The organism is Pseudomonas sp. LAM2023 (assembly GCF_016620375.1).
GTDB lineage: Bacteria > Pseudomonadota > Gammaproteobacteria > Pseudomonadales > Pseudomonadaceae > Aquipseudomonas > Aquipseudomonas anuradhapurensis.
Window position 1 is genome coordinate 1 of sequence record NZ_JAENHV010000017.1, and the last position, 20,707, is coordinate 20,707.

The 20,707-nt window shown below is 65.9% G+C and carries 11 protein-coding genes; 2 read left to right on the top strand and 9 right to left on the bottom strand.

Annotation, left to right across the window (positions count from 1 at the left end; translation table 11 throughout):
- Together JKP78_RS10010 and JKP78_RS10015 are read right to left on the bottom strand one after the other, a co-directional pair.
- On the bottom strand, window positions 1–11,983 hold an 11,983-nt coding region (locus JKP78_RS10010; RefSeq protein WP_200626616.1), incomplete at its 3' end, for a hemagglutinin repeat-containing protein.
- A 23-nt stretch (window positions 11,984–12,006) separates the two neighbouring features.
- The gene (locus tag JKP78_RS10015) at window positions 12,007–13,737 is read right to left on the bottom strand and encodes a ShlB/FhaC/HecB family hemolysin secretion/activation protein (RefSeq protein ID WP_200626617.1); all 1,731 of its coding nucleotides are present in this window, start codon (window positions 13,735–13,737) and stop codon (window positions 12,007–12,009) included.
- A gap of 169 nt (window positions 13,738–13,906) precedes the next feature.
- On the opposite strand from JKP78_RS10015, the gene JKP78_RS10020 reads away from it, so the two are divergent.
- Entirely contained in the window at window positions 13,907–14,548 is a 642-nt protein-coding gene (locus JKP78_RS10020) for a TetR/AcrR family transcriptional regulator (RefSeq protein ID WP_200626618.1), read from the top strand.
- A gap of 138 nt (window positions 14,549–14,686) precedes the next feature.
- Here the strand turns inward: JKP78_RS10020 and JKP78_RS10025 are convergent, their stop codons facing one another.
- Window positions 14,687–15,463, bottom strand: a complete 777-nt coding sequence (locus JKP78_RS10025; RefSeq protein ID WP_200626752.1) for a class I SAM-dependent methyltransferase — start codon at window positions 15,461–15,463, stop codon at window positions 14,687–14,689.
- 103 nt (window positions 15,464–15,566) lie between these two features.
- On the opposite strand from JKP78_RS10025, the gene JKP78_RS10030 reads away from it, so the two are divergent.
- Complete coding sequence (locus JKP78_RS10030) at window positions 15,567–16,187, top strand: energy transducer TonB (protein ID WP_170028591.1); 621 nt, start codon at window positions 15,567–15,569, stop codon at window positions 16,185–16,187.
- A 10-nt stretch (window positions 16,188–16,197) separates the two neighbouring features.
- Here JKP78_RS10030 and JKP78_RS10035 read toward each other — a convergent pair whose 3' ends face one another.
- The 6 genes from JKP78_RS10035 to adk all read right to left on the bottom strand — a co-directional run bounded on the left by JKP78_RS10035 (window position 16,198) and on the right by adk (window position 20,508).
- Window positions 16,198–16,887: an extensin-like domain-containing protein gene (locus JKP78_RS10035; protein ID WP_200626619.1), complete on the bottom strand. Its 690-nt coding sequence runs from the start codon at window positions 16,885–16,887 to the stop codon at window positions 16,198–16,200.
- On the bottom strand, window positions 16,887–17,717 hold the full coding sequence (locus JKP78_RS10040; protein ID WP_200626620.1) for an isocitrate lyase/PEP mutase family protein: 831 nt from the start codon (window positions 17,715–17,717) through the stop codon (window positions 16,887–16,889). The genes JKP78_RS10035 and JKP78_RS10040 overlap by 1 nt, the downstream gene beginning before the upstream one ends.
- 28 nt (window positions 17,718–17,745) lie before the next feature.
- The gene (locus JKP78_RS10045; protein ID WP_186687183.1) at window positions 17,746–18,615 is read right to left on the bottom strand and encodes a DUF72 domain-containing protein; all 870 of its coding nucleotides are present in this window, start codon (window positions 18,613–18,615) and stop codon (window positions 17,746–17,748) included.
- Between the two features lie 3 nt (window positions 18,616–18,618).
- Complete coding sequence (locus JKP78_RS10050) at window positions 18,619–18,909, bottom strand: hypothetical protein (protein ID WP_170028583.1); 291 nt, start codon at window positions 18,907–18,909, stop codon at window positions 18,619–18,621.
- 130 nt (window positions 18,910–19,039) lie between these two features.
- Window positions 19,040–19,714, bottom strand: coding sequence for a tRNA (adenosine(37)-N6)-threonylcarbamoyltransferase complex dimerization subunit type 1 TsaB (gene tsaB, locus JKP78_RS10055; RefSeq protein ID WP_186687186.1), 675 nt, complete (start codon window positions 19,712–19,714; stop codon window positions 19,040–19,042).
- 143 nt (window positions 19,715–19,857) lie between these two features.
- Window positions 19,858–20,508, bottom strand: a complete 651-nt coding sequence (gene adk / locus JKP78_RS10060; RefSeq protein ID WP_170028579.1) for an adenylate kinase — start codon at window positions 20,506–20,508, stop codon at window positions 19,858–19,860.
- Window positions 20,509–20,707 lie beyond the last annotated feature (199 nt).

The window sequence follows — 20,707 nt, forward strand, 5'->3', positions numbered from 1 at the left end:
GAGTGATCAGGCGGGCAACCAGCTCGCCGCCGGCCGCACCCGCTGCACCGGCCGCCGCCGAGTTGCCCTGCGCCTGGGCGACAACGGCACCCAAAACCGCATGGGCCATGACGTTGAGTGCTTTATTGTCGCCAGTGGATTTCTTGATTACCTGCGCGAGGTATGGTGCCGATGCGCCTGCCAGCGCAGAACCGATATCACCGCCCGCCAGACCTTGCAGTGCCGCTGTCACGGCCTGGGTCACGCGCTGGTAATCACCACTGGTGCCGTACTTACCCATGATGCGCTGGTAAGCCTCAGTGGCGACCAGTTGTTCCTGGTACGCCTTGACCGCATCCTTGCTTGCCCCTTCACCCGGCGCCGGGATGCCGCGTGCATCAAGTTCTGCACGCGCCTCCTTGTCGGCCTTCAGCTGCCCCTCGGTACGGACGATGTCCGATACCTGTGTGCCGATTTCACCAATCAGCTGCACCTGCTGCAGCCGCCGCTGTTCCTTCTCCTTGTCGAAGATCGGGCTGATGCTGTCGTTGGCATGCTCGACGTCGTGACTAAGGCTGGCCACATCCTGCTGCTGCCGGCCCGGGTCTCGGATTTCCAGCGTGCCCTCGGAAATGGCCGAAGCCGTGGTGCCGCTGGCACTGCCGCTGTGGTTGTAGGCGATCAACGTGCCGCTGGGCATGTTGCTGGTGAACCTGTCAGTACCACCATTGCCACCGCTGATGCTGGCACTGGCCATCTGGCTCTTGAACTCCGCCTTGTTGGCGATAGCGCTCCAGCCCAAGGTGCCGGTGCTCAGGCGGTTCTTGTCGGCATCGGCGGTACTGGCAATGACGCTGCCGTCGAGCTGGGTGTGCTTGCCGACATCGACCTGATAACCGCCCTTGCCGGCGAACAGACCGGTCTGCTCCTGCACGCTCTGGTACTTGGAGTCGAGCTTGGTCTTGCTGACGCTGAGACTGCCGCTCGCCCCGCCAGTACCGATGATGGTGACGCTCAGCCCGCCGCTGACATTGGTCTGCTTGGACTTGTAGTTGTCGGTGTCCTGCAGGCTCTGCAGCGTCAGGTCACGCCCCACGTCGGCGGTGATCTTCGCGGCGTTGACCTGCGCGCCTTTGAGCGCGGTATCCCGCCCGCTGCGCAGGGTCGCCTCATTACCGGCATCGAGGGTGGTTTCGGTCCAGGTCGTGCCGTTGCCTTTCTCGTTGCCGGCGCCCTTGTTGGCGTTGGCAAAGATGCTGAGGCCACCACCTTTGGGACCAACACCGATGCTGGCGCCAACAGCGCCGCCGCTGCTGCTGTTCTTGCCATCGAGCTTTTGCGTATTGGCCGCAGCCTCAAGATGGATGTCGCGTTCAGCGGACAACAGCAGGTCGTTGCCGGCCTTCAGTTGACTGCCTTGGACCCGGATGTCGCCGCCGCTGCCGGCCCCGTTGCCGGTGGCCACAATGCTCAGGTTGTTGCCACTGGTCAGGCTGCTGCCCTGGCTGACGGTCTGTTCCTGGGTCTGCCGTGAACTTGACTTCTGCCCGCCCAGCGATACGGCGATGCCCACGAACTGGCCAGCATTGGCCGCCGTCATGCCGCCGTTCTGCTGGGCAGCCTGCCAGGCCTGGACACCGGTCAGGCCGGCCTTGATACCCTGAAGGGCAGAAAGCCGGCTGTCCTCTTCCTGGGTCGCTTGCTTGGTAATCTGGTAAGCGGTGTCGATGGCACTGCCAACCGTACCGGACAACGCCAGGGTCAAGCCGCTGCTCTTGCTCTTGGAGGTCTGCTCGCTGGTGTTGTGGTTTTCGGCAGCAACGATCTCGACGTTCTGCCCGACCAGGGTGATGTCCTTGCCGGCGATAACCTCCGACCCCTTGATACCGAGGTCCTTGCCCGCCTCGATGGTGACATTGCCCAGTACACTGCCAATGGTGCTGGCCTTGGCATTCTCACTGGTGCTGGTCGAGGTCTTTTCCAGGCTGGTCGAGCCCAACGTGAAGCCGATGCCACCGCTGCTGAGCAGGCCCGACTTCTTCTTCGAACTCGCGTGGCTCTGCTCGAACGTTTCGGTCGCGCTATCGATCTGCACGTTGCGGCCCGCCAGCAGGCTGGTGTCGTTGGTCGACACGATGCTGCTGCCCGACACGCCGATATCCTGCCCGGCGCGAACGACCACCGTGTCACCACTGACCGACGAGCCTTGCTGAGTGATGGCCGTCGAACTGTCGATGCGGGTCTTCTGGCTGCTGGATAGCCCGGAGTGGCTGGTCTTGGTCTTGCGGTAGTAGCTGTAGTCGCTGTTCTCCTGCGCGACCAGCTGCACATCGCCGCCGGCGTAAAGGTATGCCTCATCGCCTGCAGTCACGCGGCTGGCGCTCAGGGCAAGGTCGTCTCCGGCCTTCAATGCCACATTGCCGCCAGCCACCACGGTGCTGCCCACCTGCTGGACATGGTCCTCCTGGCTGGTGACTTTCCGGGTCTTGCTCGCCGAGTGCTGCTCGTTGGTGGCCGCTGCCAGTTGCAGATCGCCCGTCGCCGCCATCGCCACATCCCGCTTGGCCTCGATTGCACTGGCCACTGCGCTGATATCGCGCCCGGCGCTGACAATCAGGTCACGCCCGGCCTGCACGCTCGAGCCGTTCTGGGTCACGCTGCTGTCGGTGTGGCGTACGCCGCGGTCGTTGACCACGACCTGCTCGACCGAGGTCAGCTTCACATCGCGACCAGCCTTCAGGCTGGTGTCGGCAGCGCTGCTGAGCACGCCGCCGTGGTTGCGCAGGTCGCGCCCGGCGTTGATCGCCAGGTTGTTCGCGGCCTCCACGCGGGCGGCGTTATCGACGAAGTCGCGCTGCTGGGCGTAGCTGCCGTTGCTGCTCTGGTGCGAGGTCAGGGTGCGTTCGTTGATCACGTCCTGTACGGCGGACAGGCTGACGTCCCGCCCGGCGATGATGCCACCGGCCTTGTTCACCAGGTTGTTGCCAGCCAGCAGGTCGAGGCGGTTGCCAGCCTCGACCAGGCCGCTGTTGACCAGGTTGTTGCCGGCCTTGGCCGAGAGGTTGTTGCTGGCGCGCAGGGTGCCGACGTTGTCGAGGTTCTGGCCGGCGATCAGGTTGACATCGTTGCCGGCGATCAGCGCGCCGTTGGGGGTCAGGCGATTGTTGCCGTGCGCCAGGTAGAGCACCGGCACCAGCACCTGCTCGCCGTTCACCTCGGCGCTTTCCAGCCAGACGATGTCATGGGTCAGCGCCGCCACCTGTTCGGAGGTGAGGCTCACGCCCACTGCCAGGTTGAGCTGTTGCTTGCTCTGGATGGCATTGTCCATCAGGTACTTGAACAGCTGTTCGTCAGTGTTCTGGCCATCGATGTAGCGTTGCCCGGTACGGGCGAGCACGGCCTGCTGGATCAGTTTCTGCTCGTAGAAGCCATCGCCCAGGCGCTTGGCGCTTTCGTCCGGGTTGTAGCCAAGGTTCGCCAGCAGGTAGTCGGAACTCATGAACTGCTTGAGGTCGGTGAGCACCGGGTTGGTTTCGATCAGGTACTTGTGCGGGTTGCTGCGCACGCTGCTGTCGGGCAGGCCTTGTACGCGCTCGAGGGTGAGCGGGCCCTGGCCATTGAGCGTGGAGGCCTGGCTGATGCCGTCGTCCACGGCCGAGCGACCTGGCAGCGCGGGGCCGCCCACGTTGCCAGGCAGGCTGGTGTCGACGACGCTGGCATTGCCGGCGACGTTCGCCTGCGTGCGGTCGGCAGTGTTCAGGGTGGTGCCGCTAGCGGTTGCCTGGTCGGCAGCACCGATGCTGAGCGTATGCCCTTGGGCCAGCGGCAACGGCTGCTGGCGCTGCGCCACACTCAGGCTCGCGCCGCCCATGCTCCAGCTTTGCGGGCCGCTGGCGGGTGTGCTGCCCGCCTCGCTGCTCAGGCGGAACAGGCCGTTCTGCCCGCTGGGCAGGCTGAAACCGGGCAGCGCCAGCGGGTTGACCTGCTGCTGGGCCAGGTCTGGCGGCAACTGCTGGTTGAGGGTGATGCGGGTGGAGAATGCCGTGCCAGGTGCCGTGGTATCGGTACGCGCACCGCTGCCGATGTAGGCGTAGCCTGGGCGCACGACGCTGTTGTCGATGCCATTGCCGGCGCTGATGCTCACTGCGCCATTGGCCTGCATCACGGCGGCGTAGCTCTGGTCGCCAGCCGCCAGTTTGCGGGTGCTGCCCAGGCTCACCAGCTCCGCTTCGGTCATGCCGATGAACCTGGCCAGGTCGGCTTGCAGGCCGCCCAGGTTGTCAGGGTTGTAACCGGGGCTTTCATACCAGTATTTGCTGGTGATCGAGCTGGCGAGCTGGTACCAGGCACCGGCATTGCGGGTGCGCTCGGAACGGAAAATGCGCGTGGTTTCGGTCTCGCCGGTTTCCACACCGCTGTTGGTCAGGTTGCCGACCGTGGCTACCAGGTTGCCAGCAGCGCCGATGGTGCTGCTGCTGTTGAGCAAGTCGCCGCCGTGGATGGTCAGGTTGCCGCCGGTGGTGATGCTGGAGGCGGCGCTGGCGTCGATCACCTCGAACTTGTCACGCTGGACGATTTCCCACACGTGGTTGCGCTTGCCACCGCAGTCGCCGGCGTTATAGCCCTCGATGCAGGCCACCTCGCCGACGCGGGCCGTGTAGATGCCCTTGTCCTCGGTCTGCAGCACCGCCCGTACGTTGTGAATGGTGCTCGCCGCCAGGCTCATCGACAGGTCGCTCTGCAGCGAGCCGGAACGGTTGACGATGCTGCTGGCCAGGCCACCCTGGCCGTCGCGGTCGATAGTCAGGCTGCCCAGGCTGTAGACGTCGGCATAGCTGTTGCTCAGGCTGGCGACCCGCAGGCCCATGTCCTTGCCGCTGAAGATCAGGCCGTGGTCGCTGTTGACCAGGGCGCCAGTGGTCACGCTCAGTGCTTCGCCAGCACCCAGGGTACCCTGGTTGTTGACGCCGCCCGCGCCGAGGTTGAGCCCGCCAGCAGAGGTCAGGCGCCCGGCATTGTTCAGCTGCCCGGCTACCGAGACGCTGGTGGCGCTACCGCCGGCAATGCTGCCGGCGCTGCCCAGGTTCACCTGTGCGGCGCTGAGGCCGAGGGTGCCACGGCTGCTCAGGCGGCCATTGCCGGCATAGGTCCCGCCAAGGTTGAGGCTGAGGCTGCCGTCACTGGCGATCAGGCCGTCGTTGCGCCAGTCGCTGCCGCTGCCGACCAGCGCTTCGCTGGCCAGCAACTGGCCGTTGGCGGTCTGGCTGAAGTTGCCGACATTGAGCGTCAGGCGCCCGGCCTGGATGACGTTGCTATTGCTCCAGCTGCCAGCGTTGAGGGTCAGGCCGCCGCGGGTGACGATACTGCCGCCGGCGCCGGTGACGTTGGCGGTGCTGATGTCGAAGTTGCCACTGCCGACGTGCAGCAGGCTGCCGCCGGCGTTGAGGAAACTGCCAACGTCGAGGCCGAGGTCACTGTTTGCGGTTTCCAGGCTGCCGTTGCGGTTATCGAATTGCCCACCAAGCTGCAGGCGGGTGGCGCCGCCGCTGCCCAGGGCGCGCAGCTGGCCGGTCTGGTTGTCGAGGCTGGCCGCCTTGATCGCCAGGGTGCTGTCACTTTCGATGATGCCCAGGCGGTTGTTCAGTGCCCCGCTGAGGTCGAGGTCGATGCGTTGGCCGGCGATCTGCCCATCGTTGTCGCCGCTGTTGTCGAAATTGCCACCGCTGACCTTGACCAGCCCTTGGGCGTAGAGGCCACCGTTGCGGTTGTCGAAATCGCCGGTGGTGACCAGGGCGTCGCCGGCCTGTGCCGCAATCCGCCCGCCATAGTTGTCGATGCCCCCCTGCACCTTGAGGTCGAGGGCCTGGGCCTGGGTGATGCCACCCTGGCGGTTGTTGGCCTGGTCGTAACCGTTGCTCAGCACACCGCGCAGGTCGGCGGCCAACGTGCCGTGCAGGCTGGACAGCACGCCGCCACGGTTGTTCAGGTTGCCGGCGCTGACATCGAGGTCGCCAGTGTCGGCGAGGATGCGGCCACTCTGGTTGTCGATATCACCGCTGGCCAGGCGCAAGGCGCCCTGGCTCTGCAGGGTGCCCTTGGCATTGTCCAGGCTGGCGGCGCGCACATCGGCACCGCCGTTCTGGCTGTAGATCAGGCCATCGGCGCTGTTCAGCAGTTGGCCGTCAACGGCCAGGGTCAACTGCTGGTTGGCGGCCAGGGTGCCACGGTTGCGGTTGTCCAGGCTGGCGGCGAACAGGCTCAGCAGGCCCTGGCTGGCGATCTGCCCAGCCTGGTTGTCGATCTGCGTGGCGTTGTCGATGCGCAGGGGGCCGGCGCTGGCGAGCTTGCCGTGGTTGTTGCCAAGGGCACCGAGCAGCTTGAGGGTAACGGCGGCGTTGCCGATCAGGCTGCCGGCGCTGTTGTCCAGGCTGCCGGCATTCACTTCGAGCGCCTGCCCGGCACTGATGCTGCCGCTGCCATTGCCCAGGGCCATGGCATTCAGGGTCAGGGCCGCGGCGCTGTCGATCAAGCCACCCTGGGCGTTGTTCAGCAGGCCGCTGACGGTCAGGCGCTGCCCACCCGCACTGGAAAGGATGCCGGCGCCACTGTTGTCCAGGCTCGCCGCTGTCACGTTCAAGGCTTGCTGGCTGACCAAGGCGCCACCGGCGCTGTTCAGCAAGTCGCCGCTGACTTGCGCGTCCAGCGCGCCGTTGCGGCTGGACAAGGTGCCCTGCTGGCGATTGTCCAGGCTGCCCAGGTTGACGCCCAGGCCCTGCCAGCCCGAAACCAGCCCGCCCTGGTTGTTCAGGTGCCGGGCGGTAACATTCAGTTGGCCACTGCTGATCAGTTTGCCGGCGCTGTTGTCCAGGTTGCGGCCGGCCAGGCCGAGGTCTTGCCGGGTGGAAATCTCACCACTGCGGTTGCTCAGGTCGCGCAGGTGATCGAGGGTCAGCGCACCGGCGGTGGTGATCAGGCCACTGTCGTTGTTCAGGTCGCCCGTGGCACTGCCGAAGTCGACACGAATGGCGTTGCCCAGCAGCGAGCCCGCCTGGTTATTTACGGAACGGGCGGCGATAGCCAGCAGGCCGGCGGCGCTGATCAGGCCTTGCTGGCCATTGCTCAGGCCATCGGCCAGTTGCAGGCCGAGGTCGCCACGGCTGGTCAGCGTGCCGCCGCTGTTGTCCAGGCTGGCAGCGCGGGCATCGAGCGACGCGGCGGCGATCAGGCCCTTGATGTTGCCCAGGGCCTGGTCGATGCGCAGCATCAGCGACTGGTTGCTCAGTACCTTGCCGTTGCTGTTGTCCAGGCTGCGGGCCGCCAGGGTGAAGGCCTGCGCCGAGGAGATTTCGCCGCCCTGGTTGTTCACCCCGTCAAGGTTCTTGAGCACCAGCAACGGTGCGTTGAGCAGGCCCTGGCGGTTGTCCAGCAGGCCATGGTTGAGGTCGAGGGTCAGCGCGCTGTTGCTGAACAACTGGCCGCCTTGCTGATCAAGGCCGCTGGCGTTGATGTCGAGCGCGCCGTCACTGGCGATGCGCCCGGCGTCGCGGTTGTCCAACTGCCCGGTGACCAGGCCCAGGCTGGCGCCGCTGTCGATACGGCCTTGGCGGCTGTTATCGAGGCTGTTGGCGCGAAGGGTGGCTGGCCCTTTGGCACTGATGGTGCCCTGGTCGCTGTTGCCAACCTGGGCCGCGCTGAGGTGCAGCGCGGCATCGGTGACCAGTTCACCAGCCTGGTTGAGCACGTTGCCGGTGTGCTTGAGGGTCAAGTCACCGGCACTGGTAACACTCCCGGCGCGGTTGTCGAGCTGGTTGCTCGCCAGGCCAAGGGTGCCCTCGGCGCTGATCAGGCCCTGGCGGTTGTCCAGCGTGCCTTGCAGCGTTGCATCGAGGGCCTTGTGGCTGAGCAGCAGGCCGCCGGCGTTGTCCAGGCTGTTGCCGGTCAAGCCCAGGCCGGCTTTGCCCGAGAGCACACCCTTGCTGCGGTTGATCACTTGCGCGACGGCCATCTGCAGCTTGCCGTCGGCCAGCACCTTGCCGCCCTCACTGTTGTCCAGGCGTTCGCCGCCCAGGGTCACGTTCGCCTTGCTGGACAGCTCGCCGCCGCGGTTGTCCACGGCCTTGACCTGCACTTCGAGGCCTTGGCTCGCGCCCACCAGGCCAGCCTGGCGGTTGTCCAGTACCTCACCGCCGAGCTTGAGGGTAGTGGCGGCAACCAGCACGCCCGCCTGGTTGTCGAGCTTGCCGAACCGGGCCTGCAACGCGCCACCTGCCGACACCTGCCCCTGCTGGTTGACCAGGCTGGCGGCCTGCAGCTCCAGTTGCTGGTCGGCGATCAACGTACCGCCCTGGTTGAGCAGCTCACCGTCCACCGCCACGAGCTGGCCGGCACGGCTGCTGATCAGGCCTTGGCTGTTGTCCAGGCTGCCGCTGTGCAGGCCCAGGCCATCGGCCGATACCAGGCCCTTGAGGTTGTTCAGCAACTGCTCGATGCGCAGGGTCAGGCCCTGCTCGGCGATCAGCCGGCCATGGCTGTTGTCCAGGCTGCGCGCGGCCACGGTGAAGGCCTGGGCGCTGGAGATCTCGCCCTGTTGGTTATCCACCTCGGCAAGGTTGTTCAGCACCAGCAGGGGGGCGTTGATCAGGCCCTGGCGGTTGCGCAGCTGGCCGTGGTTCAGGTCGAGGGTCAAGGCGCTTTTGCTGAACAGCTGGCCACCGTCCTGGGCCAGCCCGGTAACGCTGGCGACCAGGGCCTTTTCACTGGCGATGCGGCTGCCCTGGCCGTTGTTGAGCTGGCCGGTTTTCAGGTCGAGGCGATCACCGCTGAGCAGCTGTGCGCCTTGGCCGTTGTCGAAGGTCCCGGTGTCGAGCCTGGCCGCGCCCTTGCTGCTGAGCAGGCCGGCCGCGCCGTTATCGAGACTGCCGCTGGTGAGGGCCAACCCGGCGTCGGTGGTGATCGAGCCGCTGCGGTTGCGCAGTGCGCCTGCGCTGGCCAGGGTCAGGTCGGCTGCGCTGGAGAGCTTGCCACTGCTGTTGTCCAGGCTACCGACCGTGGCGCCCAGGCGCCCTTCGGCTGTGATCAGCCCCTGCTGGTTGGCCAGCCCGCCCGCCAAGCCAATGTCCAGGTCGCCGCCACTGACCAGGCGCCCGAGGCTGTTGTCCAGTTGCTGGCCAGCGAGGGTCAGCGGGCCTGCAGCAGACAGCAGGCCCAGGTTACGGTTGATCAGCTCGGCCATCTGCAGTTGCAGGCTGCTACCGGCAAGGACCTTGCCACTGTCGCTGTTGTCCAGACGGCTGCCTTGCAGCGTCAAGCCTTTGCTGGTGGAGATCTCCCCGCCACGGTTGTCGATTTCGGCCACATTCAGCTGCAACGCGCTGGTACCGCCGACCAGGCCGTTGCTGCGGTTGTCGAGGCTGGTGCCGGTGAGCAGCAGGTCGCCCTGCGCGACCAGTTCGCCACCCTGGTTGATGATGCGACCAAGCTGGGCCACCAGCGCGCGCTGGCTGGAAACCCTGCCGCCGCTGTTGTCCAGGCTGGCGCCCTCCAGGCGAAGGGGCCCGGCGGCGCTGAGCAGGCCGCCACGGTTGTCCAGCTGCGTGCCCTTGTAGCTGAACGCCGCCAGGCTGTTCAGCAGCCCTTGCTGGCGATTGTCCAGCTGGTCGACCTCCAGCCGCGCCTCCTGGCCGGCGCGCAGCTTGCCGGTGCGGTTGTCGAGTTTACCGGCGTGCAGGTCGAGGCCACCCTTGACGTTGATCTCGCCTTGCTGGTTGTCCAGCAGCCCGGCGACCCGCGCAGCCAGGCCAGCATCGCCAACCAGGCTGCCACCCTGGCGGTTGTCGAGGCTGCCGGCCTGCAGGTCGATCGCCCCGCCAGAGCCGAGCAAGCCCTGGCGATTGTCCAAGGCATTGTCCAGGGCCACCTGCAGCGCGCCATCAGCACTCACCTGCCCAGCCTGGTTGTCCAGGCTGCCGCCCTTGAGGCTGGTGGTGCCGACGCTGGAAATCTCGCCGGCCTGGTTGTTGCTGGCACCTGCCACCTGCAGTGCCAGGTTGGCACGACTGGTCAGGGTACCTTGATGGTTGTCCAGGCTGGCCGCACGTACCTCGACGCCGCTTGCAGAAACCAGGCCGCCTGTATTGTTCAGCGCCTGTTCCAGCTGCACGGTCAGGTTCTGGTTGCCGAGCAGTTTGCCGAGGCTGTTGTCGAGGCTGCGGGCCACCAGTGCAAAGGCCTGGGCGCTGGAAATCTCGCCCTGGCGGTTATCCACGCTGTCGAGATTCGCCAGGGTCAGGCGCGGCGCATTGATCAGGCCGCCCTGGTTGTTCAGCTGGCCCTTGTTCAGGTCCAGGCTCAGTTCGCTGGCACTGGTCAGGCGGCCGCCATTGCGCTGGTCGAGCCCGGTGACACTGGCGCGCAGCGCCTGGTTGCTGGCGATGCGTCCGCCATCACTGTTGTTCACCTGGCCAGCCTCGAGGCTGAGGGTCTGCAGGCTGGTGAGCTGGCCGCCACGGTTATCCACCGCAGCATTGGCCGTCAGGCCAAGGTGCTGGCCAGCGCGCAACGTGCCGGCGGTATTGTCCAGCTGGCCGACCTTGGCGTTCACGGTCACGCCGTCGATCAGCCCGCCCTGACCATTGAGCAGGCCGGTAGCGGTGAGGTCGGCCTGGCCGCCGGCCGCCAGCCTGCCGGCATTGCGATTGTCGAGGGTGGCGGCGCTGGCGCTCAGCTGCCGCTGGGCAGCGAGGGTGCCACCCTGGTTGTTCAGGCTTTGCCGCGCCGTGACATTCAGGTCGCGGCTGGCCACCACGGTGTGACCATGGTTGTCCACCTGCGCGGCGTTCAGGCGCACGTCGCCGGTGGTATTGCGGCTATTGTCGGCGTTGACGCCCGCTTCGATGATGCCCTGGTTGCTCAGGCGGCCACCGCTGTCGAGGCTGATGCGCTGCCCGGCAGCAAGGGCCTGGCGGTTGTTCAGGTCGCCCTGGGTGCGCACCTGCAGTGCATTGCCGGCATACACCGTGCCCTGGGCATCGAGCTGGCCGGCCTTGATCGCCACCGAGCCGTTGGCTGCAGTGGCCTCGGCCAGGCGCAGCTGGCCGTTGGCATCGAGCTGGATGTCGCCGCCGCTGGCAATCAGCTTGCCGTCCAGCTTCACCCCCACGCCGGCCTCGGTGCCCACCAGTTTGATGGTGTTGGCGTACATGCCGCCCAATGCCGAGGAGTCAATGGCCAACTGCGGGGCCTGAGCCGGGTCGGCGCTACGGGCAGTGGCGGCCAGGCTGTGTGCATCCACGTCGTTGCTGCCGGCCACCAGCGCCAGCTGGCGGGCCTGGATCTCGGCATTGATCCTGGCGCTGCGGGTAATGATTTCGAACTGGTCGACGTTGCTGGCGTTGAGCCCGGCACCTTCGATGGCGACACTGCCCTGTTCCACCTGGTAGCGCTGCAGTTGCCCGTTTTCGATCACCGGCTTGCCAGTGGTCAGCGTGGCCTTCGGCGTGTTGATGAAACCGCAGCCGTTGCAGGTGACGCCATAAGGGTTGGCGACGATGACATGGGCCGAGCGCCCGGCCACCTCGGTGTAGCCCTTGAGCTGGCTCGGGTTGCCACCATTGACCTCGTTGAGGATGGTGCTCGCCGCACGGCCGCCGAGGTTGCTGTTGCCGAGAATGATCCCGCCCAGCTGGGTGGCTTGGGTGCGGCCGGTGGCGTTGTTGAGGATGACGCCTTGCTGGCCGACGTTGTAGTCACTGAACTTGTTGTGCGACAGGCCGGCAGCGCTGGGCGCAGCGATATTGACGATGGGCACGCCATTGCCGGCCTGGCCGAGTTGGGTGCCGCTGCCGTTGACCACGATGCCGTCGGCCATGGCCACCAGCGGCTGCCAGAACATCATGTTGGCCAGCATGAAAGCCAGCCCACGCTTGGACAAGCCCCAGAAGGTCTGGCGTGGTTGCAGGGCAGCCGAAGGCTGGCGGGCCAGGAAGGCGAATTGACGAACGTCCATGTCGGTACTCGGGAAAAACGGTGTTAAAGGAAGAAGTCCAGGCGGAAGTAGACCGGCGTTTCCCGCGCCTCGATGGCGGCGGGGCGCTCGAGCGAGTGGGCGAAGGTCACGCTGGCGGACAGGTGCTTGCCGCGGGCGAACAGCTCGACTGCATCGCTGGACAGCCGGCCGCTTTGCCCGCTGTTGTAGCGATCATGGCGAATGGCACCGACGTCGTAGGCCAGGCCCAGGCCATACTCGGTCAGCACCGGCCGCAACCAGTCCCAGGCCACCGGCCGGCTCCAGCGCACATCGTTGCGCCAGTAGTAGCCACTGTCGCCATTGAGGCTCTGGTCCTTGTAACCACGGATCGACGACTGGCTGCCCAGGCTCATGCGTTGCGGGCTGAACAGCAGGTCTTCGCTGCGTTGGCCGGTGACCAGGCTGCTGAACACCATCTGCTCACCCCATAGCGTGAACGGCTGCAGGTAGCTGACCGTGGCGGTGTACTTGCGGTAGCGGGCGTTGGGCTGGCGCTTGCCGGTGGTGCTGCGCTGGTCTTCGCGCTGGGCATCGAAGGCGCCGATGCCGTCCTGCATGCCCAGGTCGAAGTTGACGAAGGCGTTGCCGAGACGTCGCCCGTGGTTGATGCCGAACTGCGCTTCACTCAGGCGGTTGCTGCTGGTGTCCAGCTTGCTGTCTTCGATGAAGTTGTTGGTGCGCAGGTAACTCAGGCCGGTGTTGAGCGAGGTCTTGCTTTGGGCATCGCGGTGGATCACTCGTTCCAGGCGCAGCTGGTGGTTCTGGCTGTCACCGGTCTGCTTGAAATTGAACCCCGAAGCCTCGCCCAGCGAGCGGTACTCGCTCTGGCTATAGCTGTAGCTGAGGTTCCACCAGCCGAACGGCAGGTTGTAGTAGAGCATGGCGCTGTGCGAGGTTTTCTGGTGGTCGCTGATGGCATCGTGGCTGCCACGCAGCACCAGCTGGTCGGCCAGGCCCAACGGGCTGTCCCATTCCAGGCTGCTGCCCCACTGCTGCTCACCGGTACTGCGCTGGCCGTCGTTGCTGCGCGACAGGCCCACGCGCCAAGGCTTTTGTGGGCTATTGCGCACGACCACCTCGCTGCCACCCACCGCTTTGCCCGGGGTCAACTCCATTTGCGCCTGGTTGGAAGGCAGGCGGTTGAGCTGATCGACCATTTGCTCGATCTGGCGCAGGTCCAGCAGGTCGCCAGCCCGGCCAGGAAAGCTCATGCCCAGTTCGCGCGCCGACAGCTTGCTGCCTGCTGCCGGTTTCAGGCCTTCCAGGCGGCCCTCCACCACGATGACTCTCAGGTGGCCGCTGGACAGGTCCTGCTGGGGCAGGTAGGCGCGGCTGGTGACCAGGCCTTTGCCAATGTAGAGGTCGGTGATGTCCTTGAGCAGCGCGTTCAGCTGCGCGACACCCAGGCACTGGCCGAGATAGGGTTTGAGCAGGCGCTCGCGCTCTGAGGAAGACAGCGCATCGGCGCCGTCCAGCAGGATATCGCTGATCGGAAAACAACGGCTGTCGACGGGCTTGGCCGGCGCGGCCGTTTCGGTGCCTTTGCCAGGCAGCTCCTTCAACTGTTCCAGACGCCGTTGCTGCTCTTCCAGCAGGCGGTTCTGGCGCTCACGAATCAGGTCCTGGTCGCCGGGTGTGCCCATCGGCGCTGCACTGGCGGCACCCACGAAAATGGCCAACAGGGCGCATGCGAGCCGGCCAACGGCACGCGGGCGCAGGGAGGGGGAAAGCATGTTCGATCCTTCGAAAGCAAAGCGGTAGGGCAAAAACGGCCGATGATGCTATTAGGCTTGCAATCTGATATCAACCAGACATCGACGCATGGCATGACTTTCCTGTTCCAGGGTTTTACCTGCAGCCGCAAGCCGTTCGAGCCGGTAAGATGAGCAACCTTTTGAAAAAATGCGGGTTCCCATGTCCCACGACGCACCCATAGGCCCGGGCCGGCCCAAGGACCTGGCCAAGCGCGAGGCGATTCTCGAGGCAGCCAAGGCGCTGTTCCTCAGCCTTGGTTATGCCAACACCAGCATGGATGCGGTCGCTGCGGCGGCAGGTGTTTCAAAACTCACCGTGTACAGCCACTTCACCGACAAGCAGACCTTGTTCTGCTCGGCGGTCATGGCCACTTGTCAGTTGCAGCTGCCCGACCTGCTGTTCGAATACCCCGAGGGGGCAGCGGTGGATGAGGTGTTGTTGACTATCGCCCGCGGTTTCCAGGCGCTGGTCAGCAGCGATGAAGCCGTGAAGCTGTGTCGCCTGATCATGGCCCAGGGCAGCCTGGACCCCAGCTTCGGCGAGTATTTCTATGAGGCCGGGCCCAAGCGCGTACTGGCCGGGATGGAAGCGCTGCTGCGCGGGGCGCATGAGCGCGGGCTGCTACGTGTCGACAACCCGCGGCGCGCGGCGGAGCATTTCTTCTGCCTGGTCAAGGGCGCGCCGGACTACCGCTTGCTGCTGGGCTGTGCGGGGCCGCTGGAGGGCGACGAGGCCGAGGCCCATGTGCGCGAGGTGGTCGGGGTGTTCTTGCGGGCGTTTCGCCCCTGATACCCAGCGCAGCGGCCTGGTCGCGAAGGGCTGCTAAGCAGCCCCGGCTGTGTTTGTGGCGAAGCTGTAGACCGGGGGCCGCTGCGCGCCCCATCGCGACGCAAGGCCGCTCCTACAGGGGTATTGCAGCCCTTGGGTTCAGGCCTTCAGCGCCTTCTTCGGGTAAATGTCGTACCGGCTCGACTTACCCTCCAGGCTGTGGCTCGGCTTCGGCCCGTCGATGATCGGCGCCTTGCGCGGGCGCTTCACCACCACCCGGTGGCTGGCCAGCGCCAGGGCCGCTTCGAGCAGGGCCGGGGCGTCCAGGTCGTCGCCCACCAGTGGCCGGAACACGCGCATTTCCTTCTTCACCAAGGCGCTCTTGTCGCGGTGCGGGAACATCGGGTCGAGGTAGATCACCTGCGGCGCCTCCCCTTCCCAGGCACGCATGCGCTCGATGGCATTACCGGTCAGCAGGCGCATACGGCCGACGATCGGTGCCACCTCTTCATCGGCCCGGGCCCGCGCCAGGCCGTCCTCCAGCAGCGCGGCAATCAGTGGCTGGCGTTCGATCAGGGTCATCTGGCAACCCAGGCTGGCCAGCACGAAGGCGTCCTTGCCCAGACCGGCCGTGGCATCGAGTACCTGCGGCCGTACCCCCTGGGCAATACCCACGGCCTTGGCGATCATCTGCCCGGTGCCACCGCCAAACTGGCGCCGGTGCGCAGCCTGGCCCTCGACGAAGTCCACCCGTACCGGGCCCGGGGCCTGCGGGCCCAACTGCTGGATCTGCAGGCCATCGACGCCGACCTGCACGGCAAAGCCGGCGGCCTCGTCGTGCAGCGGCAAGCCGAGGCGTTCGGCCCACACCGCAGCTTGCGCCTCGAATTCCGCCGACAGTGCCTCGACCCGGATACCTGTGCCCTGCTCTTCCATCATTCACACCTGAAAATTGAACCCAGCCATTAAGGTATCGGCCATCACGGCCGATACAGGCAATATTCCGCTATTCTGCCAGAGCACAACGCGCGCGACTGCCATGACAGATACTCTTCCCATTGGCCTGACCTACCTGTCGCCTGTCGGCAACTACAGTCAGCACAATACCCAGGCACTCGGGGGCGTCAGCCACCTGTGGCAGGATTTTTTTGCCCGGGCCATGGCCGAGCAGCAGGAAGAGCCAGCGGATAGCGTCAGCCAGTCGTTCGTCCGCTACGACCAGGACAGCGGCGAACCCATCGGTGGCGCCCGCGCCCTGGCGCTGATCGACGCCCAGCGGGCCTGCCCGGTGCATGACACCGTGGTGGCACCGCCCGAGCCGTTGTTCCTGCCCAAGGCCGAACTCGAAGCCAACCTGCTGCCGCCCGCTCCCGAGCCATTCAGCGCGGTCGAACTGATCGAGCAGCAGCGTCAGCTGGATATCAGCAACAGCTGGCTACGCCCGGTGGTGATGAGCCAGGGCCAGCCGCTTGCCGAACCAGGCCCGGGCCCTGCCCCGCGGCCGTTGTTCCTGCCCATCGCCGAATTCGAGACCGACCTGCTGGACCCGGCGCCTGAACCGTTCGACGACAGCACCCTGGCCAAACAGCAGACCGACTTGGCGTTCGACCTGCACTGGGCGCGCCCGGTGGTGCTGAACAACGTGCGCGTACACGCCTGAGCGCCCGAGGCTAACGGCACACCTGCCAGCGCCCCATGTCCAGGTGAAAGTGGTCACGATGCGCCGCGTTGTAGTCTGGCCCTAATACCGTGCTGAAACTGTCGCAGGCCGCCTGCTGTAGCTGGCGGAGGAAGTCCGCCTTGCGCCCGCCCGCCTGCCAGTCACGCGCCAGCACGATACGCTGACCGTTCTGCAGGCGAAAACCGCTGATATCCAGGGCGTTGGCCGTGGCGTGCTGGCTCAGGCTGCCCTGCTTGCGATGGTACAGGTTGCGGCAGGCGAAACTGCCCAGGTGATCGACCTGCGTCACCGGCTGGCCCAACACCCGCTGCGCCACCGGTTGCAAGCCGTGCTGCTCGAACAGCGCGTAGGCCACTGCCAGCGGGCAACTGGCGAGGAAGCTGCTACTGAGCCGCGCCTGGCCGCCTTCGATGCGCCATACGTCATGCAGCGGGCAGTCGGCCGACGGTGGGCTGTCGGCTTGCGCGCGGTAGCGCAGGCGGCTGGTTGCCAGCGCCTGGCGACACAGCAGCGGGTCATCCCGCAGGCGTGACAGCTTGTACGGGGTCAGCAGGTTGGGCGGCTGGCGCACGTCCAGCGGAGCCCAGGGGTTCCACACCGACGGTAGCCGCCAGCCCAACTGCCAGGCCAGCCCGACCAGCACCAGCAGGCCGACCAGCAGCGCCAGCGCTGCCCGCATCAGCGGCGGAACAGCTCGTTGAGCTGGGCGAACGGCAATGCCTGCTCAGCGTAGGCGAACGTGCCCTCTTGGCGAATTTCCAGCGCGGCCCGGTGGAACGCCCCCAGCGCGGCGCGGGCCAGCGACGAGCCGACACTGATACGGCGCACGCCCAGGTCCTGCAGCTGGTTGACGCTCAGCGGCACGCCTGGCATGCCCATCAGCACGTTCACCGGCCGTGGCGCAACGGCTTGCACCACCGCACGGATTTCCTCGACAGTGCGCAGCCCGGGCGCATAGAGCACATCGGCGCCGGCTTCGGCATAGGCCTGCAGGCGCTGGATGGTGTCGTCCAGGTCCAGGCGGCCGTGCAACAGGTTCTCGGCGCGGGCGCACAGGGTGAACGGGAACGGCAGGCTACGCGCGGCTTGCACGGCTGCGCGCACACGCTCTACTGCCAACCCGAGGTCATAGATCGGCACATCGCCACGGCCACTGGCATCTTCGATGGAGCCGCCCACCAGGCCCACTTCGGCAGCGCGCAGAATGGCCTGGGCGCAATCTTCCGGCAGGTCGCCGAAGCCGTTTTCCAGGTCCGCCGCCACTGGCAATGCCGTAGCGTCGACGATTTCGCCGGCATTGCCGAGCGTATCGTCCAGGCTCAAGGCGCCTTCGGCGTCGGGTCGGCCCAGGCTGAAAGCCAGGCCGGCACTGGTGGTCGCCAGCGCTTCGAAGCCCAGGCTGGCCAGCAGCTTGGCAGAGCCGGCATCCCAGGGGTTGGGGATGACGAAAGCGCTGTCACGCTCATGCAAAGCCTTGAAGGCTTCGGCTCGCAGGGTTTGCACATCCATGGTTCAACCTCCGGCAGTCAGGGAGTGCTCATAGTAGCCCCAGTTGTTCGACCTCGGGCGCACGCGGCAATTCCGGTAGCGCGGCAAGGCCTGGCAGGCGGCGCATCAGGCGCTGGTGAAAATGCTGGGCCAGGGCAGCAGCCAGGCGGTTGTCCGACGTGTGCAGGAACACGTAGGGGCTGCGGCCCTCCTCGATCCAGCTGGCCACCTTGGCCACCCAGGGGGTGAGAAACGCCTCGTTGGCCTCCAGCTGCGGATGGCCGATGAAGCGCACCTGGGGGTGCTGGCTGAACGCTGCGGGGCGTGGCGGTACCTTGGGCTTTTTCGCCTGCGCGTGCAGTACTGCCGGGTCGCGCGAGGTGCAACTGAACAGCGCACGCGGGTCCAGGCAGATGCGCTCCACGCCACGCTCGTGCAACAGGCGGTTGAGCAGCCGCTCTTCTTCACCTTTGGCAAAGAAGGCCTGGTTGCGCACTTCCACCGCCACCGGCACCCCAGCCTGATCGAGAAACTGGCAAAGCTCAGCCAGCCGTGCGGGGCCGAACTGCGCTGGCAACTGCAGCCAGTACGGCGATACACGCTGGCCCAACGGGGCCATCAGGCGGGTGAAGTCGCAGGCAGGCTCAAGTTGCTCACGCAGGTCGCTGGCGTGGCTGATATCCCGGGGAAACTTGGCGGTGAAGCGAAAATGTGCGGGCATGACCTGCGCCCAGCGGGCGATGGTGCCGGGGGCCGGGCGTGCATAGAACGTGGTATTGCCCTCGACCGCGTTGAACACCTGGCTGTAGAAGCCAAGCATTTCATTGCTGTTGGCGTCGGCGGGGTACAGGTAGTCGCGCCAGGCGTTTTCGCTCCAGGACGGACAACCGAGAAAATAAGGCAGGGGGGATGGCGTCATCCCTCAAATGTACAGGTCCAGCCCCAGTACATCCATGTCCCAGTCGGTAAAACCGGCAGTGCTCAGGTAGCTGGCCAGCGCCGTGGCGGTGCGACGGTCGCGGGCACGGGGGAAGATCATGTCCTGCTGGCGGGCCGGCAGGCCACCGCTACGGCGGCGTGCAGTGGCGTCCTGCGGGGTGGCTTCTGCCTCCTCGACCAGCTCGGCGTCTTCGATGGCCTCGTCACGCACTGCAGCCTTGCGTGGCGTGCGCTTGAGCGGGTAGGACTGCGGGGTAAAACCGTCGATACGCATGGCATCAGCACTCAGGATCGATGATGGCAATTTAGCAGCATCAGGAATCCATCGCTAATGCTCGAGTGATAACTGGACCACAGATCGCGCAAAAGGTTTTCGGCTGTCGGCGCTAACCGACGAACAGCACTCAGAATTTTTTTGGCGTCGCCACGTTGTCGCGCAGGTACACCGGTTGCGCCTGGTCGGCGGCGATCGCCTCCCCGCGCGCCCAGGCGAAGCTGGCCAGGCTGAGGATATCCACGGCATTGGGCAAGGCACCGGCATTGCTCGCCGCCACTTGCACTGCCAGGCGCTCGGCATAGCCCCAGCCGGTACCGGCACCGAACCACTCGCCAGTGCTGCCCGCCGGCAGCGCCACCTGTCCGGGTGGCAACACCGCTTCGTGGCCGACCAGGCGCATTTCGCCCGCCGTGGCCTGGTAGCACCCCCAGTACACCTCGTCCATGCGCGCATCGATGGCGGCAGCCACCTGCTGCACGCCTTGCTCACGCAAGGCGCCCTGGGCCAGGGCGGCCAGGTTGGATACCGGCAACACCGGGCGCTGCAGGGCGAAGGCCAGGCCCTGGACCACGCCAATGGCAATACGCACACCGGTGAACGCACCCGGGCCGCGGCCAAAGGCGATGGCATCCAGCGCATTCAGGGCCACGCCAGCGTCAGCCAGCAACTGCTTGATCATCGGCAGCAGCTTCTGCGCATGCATGCGCGGGATCACCTCGTAATGGCTGGTTACCTTGCCGTCATGCAGCAGCGCGACGGAACAGGCTTCGGTGGCGGTATCCAGGGCCAGCAGGGTGGTCATCGAACAGGTATCCAGGTGCGAAGAAAAAAGAGCGGCAGTATAGAACAGTGGCGGCGTCGTGTCCCTAAAGGGCCGCCGTGCGGCCTCAGCCGAAAACGACCACGGCCCGCAAGCGGGCCGTGGTCGGGTGCGTCAGGCGCTGATCAGCTCAGGGCTGCCAGGACCTTGGCGGTGATGGCTTCGACCGAACCGACGCCTTCGATGTGGCTGTACTTCGGCTTGCCGCCATTGGCAGCCGACAGCTTCTGGTAGAAGTCCACCAGCGGCTTGGTCTGGCTGTGGTAGACCGACAGGCGATGGCGAACGGTTTCTTCCTTGTCGTCGTCGCGCTGGATCAGCTCTTCGCCAGTCTCGTCGTCCTTGCCTTCCACCTTCGGCGGGTTGTACTGGATGTGGTAGGTGCGGCCCGAGGCCAGGTGCACGCGACGGCCAGCCATGCGGCCGACGATTTCCTCGTCGTCCACGGCGATTTCGACCACGGCGTCGATGTCGACACCGGCAGCGACCATGGCTTCGGCCTGCGGGATGGTACGTGGGAAGCCGTCGAACAGGCAGCCCTTGGCGCAATCAGGCTGGGCGATGCGCTCCTTGACCAGGCTGATGATCAACTCGTCGGAGACCAGCTGACCGGCATCCATGACTTTCTTCAGTTCCAGGCCCAGCGGGGTACCGGCCTTGACGGCGGCACGCAGCATGTCACCGGTGGAAATCTGGGGGATACCGAACTTTTCGGTGATGAACTTTGCCTGAGTACCTTTACCGGCCCCGGGAGCTCCCAGCAGAATTACGCGCATCTCGTGCTCCTCAAATTTTTTTATGAAATTCAATGGATTCGGCGACCAGGGCCAAGTCCGGAAAATCGGGTATGACCATAAATCGGTCAGAAGGCTGCTCAAGATACACAGCGCCCGGCAGCCAGACAAGCGTCCCAAAGTTGCAGGAATGCGCCACCTACGGCTTGCCTGGCTGGCGGTTGCGCCCGGCGCAACCGCC